General features: G+C 61.7%; 5 protein-coding genes and 2 pseudogenes. 6 read left to right on the forward strand and 1 reads right to left on the reverse strand.

The window, feature by feature from the left end:
- Both I6F09_RS36835 and I6F09_RS36840 read left to right on the forward strand, forming a co-directional pair.
- Positions 1-156: pseudogene (locus I6F09_RS36835) on the forward strand (IS701 family transposase); the annotation flags it as partial.
- Between the two features lie 541 nt (positions 157-697).
- A complete protein-coding gene (locus I6F09_RS36840) occupies positions 698-907 on the forward strand; it encodes a hypothetical protein (protein WP_225143851.1) in 210 nt (69 codons plus the stop codon).
- A gap of 228 nt (positions 908-1,135) precedes the next feature.
- On the opposite strand, the pseudogene I6F09_RS36845 reads toward I6F09_RS36840, so the two are convergent.
- Positions 1,136-1,561, reverse strand: a pseudogene (locus I6F09_RS36845) (ArdC-like ssDNA-binding domain-containing protein); the annotation flags it as partial.
- Between the two features lie 598 nt (positions 1,562-2,159).
- On the opposite strand from I6F09_RS36845, the gene I6F09_RS36850 reads away from it, so the two are divergent.
- From I6F09_RS36850 to I6F09_RS36865, 4 genes are all read left to right on the forward strand, one after another.
- Positions 2,160-2,477, forward strand: a complete 318-nt coding sequence (locus I6F09_RS36850) for a helix-turn-helix transcriptional regulator (RefSeq protein WP_225143853.1) — start codon at positions 2,160-2,162, stop codon at positions 2,475-2,477.
- A 163-nt stretch (positions 2,478-2,640) separates the two neighbouring features.
- Positions 2,641-3,576: a DUF955 domain-containing protein gene (locus tag I6F09_RS36855; RefSeq protein WP_225143855.1), complete on the forward strand. Its 936-nt coding sequence runs from the start codon at positions 2,641-2,643 to the stop codon at positions 3,574-3,576.
- Between the two features lie 25 nt (positions 3,577-3,601).
- Complete coding sequence (locus I6F09_RS36860; RefSeq protein ID WP_225143858.1) at positions 3,602-4,876, forward strand: hypothetical protein; 1,275 nt, start codon at positions 3,602-3,604, stop codon at positions 4,874-4,876.
- Between the two features lie 327 nt (positions 4,877-5,203).
- Positions 5,204-5,968: a PD-(D/E)XK nuclease family protein gene (locus tag I6F09_RS36865; protein ID WP_225143860.1), complete on the forward strand. Its 765-nt coding sequence runs from the start codon at positions 5,204-5,206 to the stop codon at positions 5,966-5,968.
- Positions 5,969-6,498 lie beyond the last annotated feature (530 nt).

Here is a 6,498-nt window from a genome sequence, read left to right on the forward strand (position 1 = left end):
TTGCAGCACCGTCGCCTCGCACATGCGGGACGGAAAAAAAAGAATCAATGGGCCTCCGCCTCAACCAACCATGCCCGCCGTACGCCACGCCATCGTCGATCTCATTCTTCGGCCGCCATCGCAGCGATGCCCGCACTGCAGAAGACGAATCCGTGAAAAACCACAGCACAAACCAAATCTGCCAAAGTAGTGCTAGTCTAGTTTCGTATTACGACTGGCAGAGCGAAGAACAAGCGTCCGCACCGACCAGCATCACGACCGAGTCACTAGATCGCGCGCCAAAATGTCGACTCTGCGGTACCGCCGCGTCTACGAGCGACACTTCGAGGCAGAGGGTATGAGTTTGAAGGGCGCTTGTAGACCGAACGGAGCCAACTGAGCAGGGGAACGGTGGCTTCGAGCTTGCAAATAATGCTTCCGGCCCGTCCTATTTTTACGCTACAGCGCGCGGGAATTGGGGGCGGCATCAGAGAGCCTTTTGTTTGGCACCGAAGGCGATATAAACCAACACATCCGGGCAATTGGGCTAGACTCAGATGGCGTCGAAACAAGTCAGCAGCAACCCCATCGGCTACCACGAAAGCAGCGCCTTTGTTGGTAAGCCCGCGTCGAGCCCCAAGGTCGCACTGTGAAAATGCCCATCTAGTCAGTGGTTTTTCCGATTGTCGCTGAGATCATCGAAGCATAGGCAGGGACCATGGTTGACAACGATAACAACAAGCGGCGCCGGCTTGTGGAGTTCAAGGACGGTTGCCGCTATGGCAAGTTCGGAAAAACTAAGGCTTATGAACTGATCGCCTATGAGATGATTAGGGCCTACAAGATGGGAGGTAAGACCATGATCGACCTCGACAGCGTGGATGAATATCATGCTTCGCTGCCGAGGGTGGAGACGAGGGCAAGCTAGGCCGCCGATACCGCAGCGAGACAGCGGGCTGCACCGTCGCGCAGGCTATCAAGGCAGGCGATCAGACAAATGCTGCATTAAAGGCACGCGCGTTCGGCCCAACGGACCTCACGGTGATAGAAGCTGTGGATCTTTTTTGCCCTTGCCGAGCTGTCGCCGCAAGACCTCATCGCGCCGCCGTCGCTTTTTGCCTGTCGTGGGCGTGTTGGACTTCGACTAGTTCGCCATATCGGTGTTGACGACCCTAAAGCGCTTGAGAAATGGAATGGCCTGCGCTTCGTCGCCGGTCTCGTCGGCGCGCCGCTTCTCTTCACGCGGCACGAAACGGTCGGAGTAGACCATCGCGGTGCCACGCTCCCCCTTACGCACATGGCCTCCAAGCGACAGCGCTTGCCGGAACGTGAGCCAGCTTTGACCGCTGTAACCATGCTCGATCGTGCTTCCCCAGAGCAGAAGGACGTTGATCCCGCTGTAGGATCGATCGGTCGAAGCATTTTTCGGCATCGCTAAGGGTGCCCTTGCCGCGGCAGTGCCCCAAGGCTGGACCCGGGGCACGCGGCCTGCCTCAAGCTCAGCAATGATTTTGTCGGTGATCTCGTTATAGAAGTTCGCGCGGTCCTGGCCGGCGCACGCGTGAACAGCAGGGCTTGACATCCCGGTTCTCCGCGACGGGCGCCACGAGCCTCTCTCGCAGCTTGTAACCCGTCACGGAAAAAAACCAGCCGCACTCTTACTCTCAGCCTTTTGCGCAATCTGCCTTAGGGCCGCAGGCCTTAATCAGGCGTGCGCCAGGGCACATCGCCTTAAAGAGAAATGGCACCCGCAGGAGCGTGAGCATAGCGGCGCCGAAGGCGGCACGCGGGACCGAGTGCCGCGACGAGACCGGTCAAAAGGGCACCCGGGAACGGGGCAGTGATAGCGACGTCGGCATCTTCATGAGGGCGGGCCCCTTTCCCGAGTGCCCCCGGAGGAGCACTAAAGCTCTAGCGCGAGGGATCGAAGCCGCAGGCCGAGACGCTACGCGGCTCGGTTCACGAGAGCCCGGTGCGGCTCCGGCCGCACGCGCAGACAGCGAGGACGAGGGCTTCAAGGGACGTCTGGGGCTGCATTCGCTGCCGCAGGCCGATAACTTCTACCGCAAGATCGGGATGACCGATCTGGGGCAGGACGCGTCGTACCAGAATTTAAGGTACTTTGAGATGACCAGCGAGCAGGCTCGCGCTTTCTTCGAAAAGGAGGAGAACGATGAAACTTGAACGAAGCAAAGAGTGGTGGATGGCTCGGGCACGTCGTGAAGGCGACGCCGTCATCGGCGCCGGCTTGCTCGCGTTCGATCCAGTCCGATACGCGCCCGGCTGCTGCCCAGCAGACCGCGGCGGTTGAAGAAACGCGAATCGCCTTTGGCAAATTCGTGAACTTGATGCGCCGTCGCCGCGGCTTCTCGATGGAGAGGCTGGCAGAGGTCGCCGAGCTCGACGCCAGCGAACTACTCGTTATCGAGGACGACGTCCATTATGTCCCAGAGCCCCGAACGGTCTTCAAACTGGCGCAGACCTTTGCGGACGCTTGATGCAGCTTGCCGGACTGGCGGCGGCAAACGATGCTGGGTTGCGGCAGGAAGCCGTTTGATTTGCCGCCCGCTCCGAGGCTGTGCAGAAGCTGACGCCGGAAGAGAATTCGGCTCTTGAGGCATTCGTCGCCGTCTTGAGCGAACAGGATCCTAAGCGAGCCAAGTGAAGAACGTCAGTCTCGGACATCGAACGATCGCCGACATCGACGGACCGGTCGACAAGGTCCTGCGCGGTCTTGGAGACCCGGAGCCGCCGATCGATCTACGTATTGTCCGCGACCTGCTGAAGCTTGACCGCGGCTACTACTCGACCACGGACGACAGCCTTTTGCGAGAGACCTTCTCGCGCATGAAGGTCGCAGGTCTTCAGGTTCTTCTCCGCCCAACGATCCTACGCGAAGCGGTCCAGACCCTGAGCCTCAAAGCCCTGTACTTGCCCGATCAGAAGCGGATCCTGCTCGACCAGGATCTCCCCGTCCTCAAGCACCATTGGAACGAGGCTCATGAGATCGGGCACGACATCATCCCGTGGCATAATGAGATGATGTTGAGCGACACCGAGCAGACGCTCATGCCCGCCTGCCACCAGAAGATCGAGGCCGAGGCAAACTATGCCGCCGGCCAGTTGCTGTTTCTCGCAAGCCGCTTTGCCGCCCAAGCTGCAAGCTCTGCTCCGAGCCTGGCTCTCGTCAAGAGCCTGAGCAAGGGATTTGGCAACACCATGACCTCAACCCTGTGGCGCTTCGTCGAACAATGCCATGGCGGCCGGCCGATCGTAGCCCTCGTCACTGGCCATCCGCATCGGACACGGCGCAAGGCTGATTTCGATCCTGCCAATCCGTGCCGGTATTGCGTGGAATCGCCTCCGTTCCGTGAGCGGTTCGGCACGATGCGCGAGACCGATCTGTTCGCGACTATCGTCGGCTATTGTGGTTCGCAGAGCGGGGGCAGTCTCGGTCGCAGCGAGGTGCTGTTGGCGGACCTCAATGGCGATCGGCATGTTTTCGATTTCGAGACGTTCTTCAATCGCCACGAGGCGTTGACACTGGGCCATTGGCTGCGCTCATACAATGCGCCGGTGCCAGTGCGAGTGTTCTAAGGAGATGGTCCGGCGATCAACTCTCGTGGTCGATGGACCGCTCGCGATGCGGATGCAGCGGCTGGTGGCGGCACGGGAAGGAAGCACCGGCCGTGAAATCCTCACGCTTCCATTCCTTGCTGCTCGTCTTGCCGGCGGCTTTGTGGCGCCCGTCGCGACCGACGTTCTTTATCCCGCCATTCAGGCGGCGCTGGCTGCGGGCGGCTTCCAAGACCTCGGCCACGAGTCGAGCCTACCGGGGATGCCCCGGGCTGTCCTTCAGTCGCTGACCGCAGTCTGGCGCGCCGACATCGATCTTTCGTCCTTGCCACAACATGTCGGCCGCTTCGCGGATCTGTGTCTCCTCGAAACGCGCATCAGAGAGCGCCTTCCCGCCTCCAGGATGCTGCCCCGCGATCTTCGCGACGCTGCATTGGCGAGGGCTTCATTTTCCACGTCCTTGCTCCGGCCAGTCACGCTCGATGGAATCGTTGAGATCAATGCCGTCTGGCGCCCCCTGCTCAACGGGATTGCGCAATTCACGGGGCTCTCCTGGAACATCCCGGCGCCGACGGAGGAACAGGCGTGGTTTAAGGGCACAATCCACCGGCAGCCAGTGACACCGCCGGCGACATTCTCGGCCGAGGCGAGCGCAGGTCCCAAATCCGAGGTGGTGGAGGCGCTTCGGTGGGTGCATCGGCTGCTGTCTTCTGGCGAGGCAAGAGCCAAGGAGATCGGCATTGCGGCGACGTCGACGACGGACTGGGACGACCATTTTCTCGCCTATGCAAATAGCGCGGGCCTTCCCCTGCACTTCTCGCACGGCATACCAGCGCCAAGCACGCCGGAGGGGCAAGCCTGTGCCGCATTGGCCGACGTTCTAAGGACCGGTCTCAGCCAGGAAAGGATTTGGCGCCTGATCAGACCGCTGCCGCCACGGCCCTTCGCGGGCACCCTTCCGAAAGACTGGTTTGCCGGCATACCGCGCGGCGCGGGCCTGAGGACGCTCGAACAGTGGCGCGAGGCGCTCATCGCCGCGAGATCCCATCGCGCGGACGACATGGCTGCGGAAGGTGCCCTGCTTCCGATTCTGGAGCTTCTGGCGCGCGGCCCCGAGGCCGGCCAGGAAGCCGGCCGACTCCTACTCAGCGGCGCGAGCCTCGCGATGTGGAACTGCGGAGCGCGCCACCACACGCGGTTTCGCTTTCCTTGCAGGCAATGCGGGTGCGCGACGGCCGAGACCCGGCGAACAGCGTTGTGTGGAGCCCCGCTTCGCATCTCGCTGCGAGCCCGCGACCGTTCACGCGACTGCTTGGTCTGACGAGCCGATCCTGGCCTCGGCTCGAGAATGATGATCCTTGATCCCTCACCATCTTCTCGACCGTCGGATGCTGCATGTATTGACGACAGCAGATCGCGATCGCCGGCACTTTGAGGTTATCCGCGATGGAACGCGCGAGCACCTGATCCTCTCGCGGCCACAGCGCAATGCAAAGGGCAGCATCCTATCGCCAAGCTCGCTCTATCCCGCGAACGAGGTGGTCCAGAAGCGTGACCGTATTCCCGAACACGCGTTCAGCGAAGCAGACCGGCTTCTGGCGCGGCCGCGCGATGCGGGAGCGCTCGAGCATGTCCGTCAGAGCCAGCAGTGCTGGCACGCCACGACGGCTTGGTCGCATCCGACCATCCCGCGATCCTAGCCGCTCTCGCCCGGAGCCAATCGACGACGTCGCTTCAGAGGCTCCTGCGGGACCCGCTCGGCTACGTCTGGCGCTATGCGCTGGGATGGCGCTCCATCCGCCTGGAGGGCGAGCCGCTCCAGCTTGATCCGATAGCTTTTGGCGAATTGGTACACGAGCTCATTGCCGGCGCGATAACACGGCTTGAGCCAAGGCCGGGCTTCGCGCGCGCAAACGCCGACGAGATCGAGGCCGCCATTGAGGCAGCGTCCAGCAAGGTTCTGGCGTCCTGGCCGCTACAGCGCTCGGTGCCACCAGCTATCCTCTGGCAACATACCGTGAAGGAAGCCGCTCGCCGCACGACCAAAGGTCTTGCCTGCGACGATCCGACCCGGGCGGATACAAGGAGCTGGAGCGAAGTCCCGTTCGGCCAGGAGACGCTAATAGGCGGCGACTTGCCGTGGGATGAGACGGTCAAGGTACCGATAGAGCAAGCGGGACTTGTCTTTGGTGGTCGGATAGATCGGCTCGACATCCGCGCCTCCGGCGAGGCTGAGATGCATCAGAACATCACGGTCACCGTCGAGCCGTCCGCTTACCTGCAAGCCGTCGTGGCTCGGGCCGAAGCGGCTTCACGCGTTCAACTCAACGGCCAGCTCGGCACGGGAATGCAGGGGCCTGGCGACAATTCGGTTAAGTCCACACAAGGGCCGCCGACAGGATCACAAGAATGAAGATGCTATTCCCACAAACGTGGCGCGCGGGCATGCAGCGTGTCAGCGTAGCCATTGACGACAATATGGGTGAGCCAGTTGTGGTTATTCCTGTGACTCCGGGGAGGCCTAACTTCCCCGGAGAGCCTCAGCCTGACAGGGCTGTGACTGGGACCGCTGTCTTCATGGCGAAGCCTGAGACTGTGGTGATGGGCATAACAAGGTGCATGCGCGCGGCCATTCGCTGAGCCCGCTCATAACCACAAGCGTCCCCATCTTCACTTTCGATCACAAGGCGCTGCCATGGCCGTTGCTGCAAGGCTATCGCATCACGCTCATTCGCACGGGTGAAGCCTTCGAGGTAACAGACATCAAGTCTGACAGCGTTGCGCGTATCGAAGTCAAGGTCGTTCGGCTCGGCAGGTGCCGCGCGGCAATCAGGGTGACAGTGGAGCGTCAATCAGGATGAGAGAGCTTCGCCGGGCTCGTGACGCAGGGAGGGCGTAGCCCGACCGGAGTTACGAGCCCGGCGTCGGCGCGATCCACAGGGG

It is taken from the genome of Bradyrhizobium sp. IC3195 (genome assembly GCF_020193585.1).
GTDB classification, from domain to species: Bacteria; Pseudomonadota; Alphaproteobacteria; order Rhizobiales; family Xanthobacteraceae; genus Bradyrhizobium; species Bradyrhizobium yuanmingense.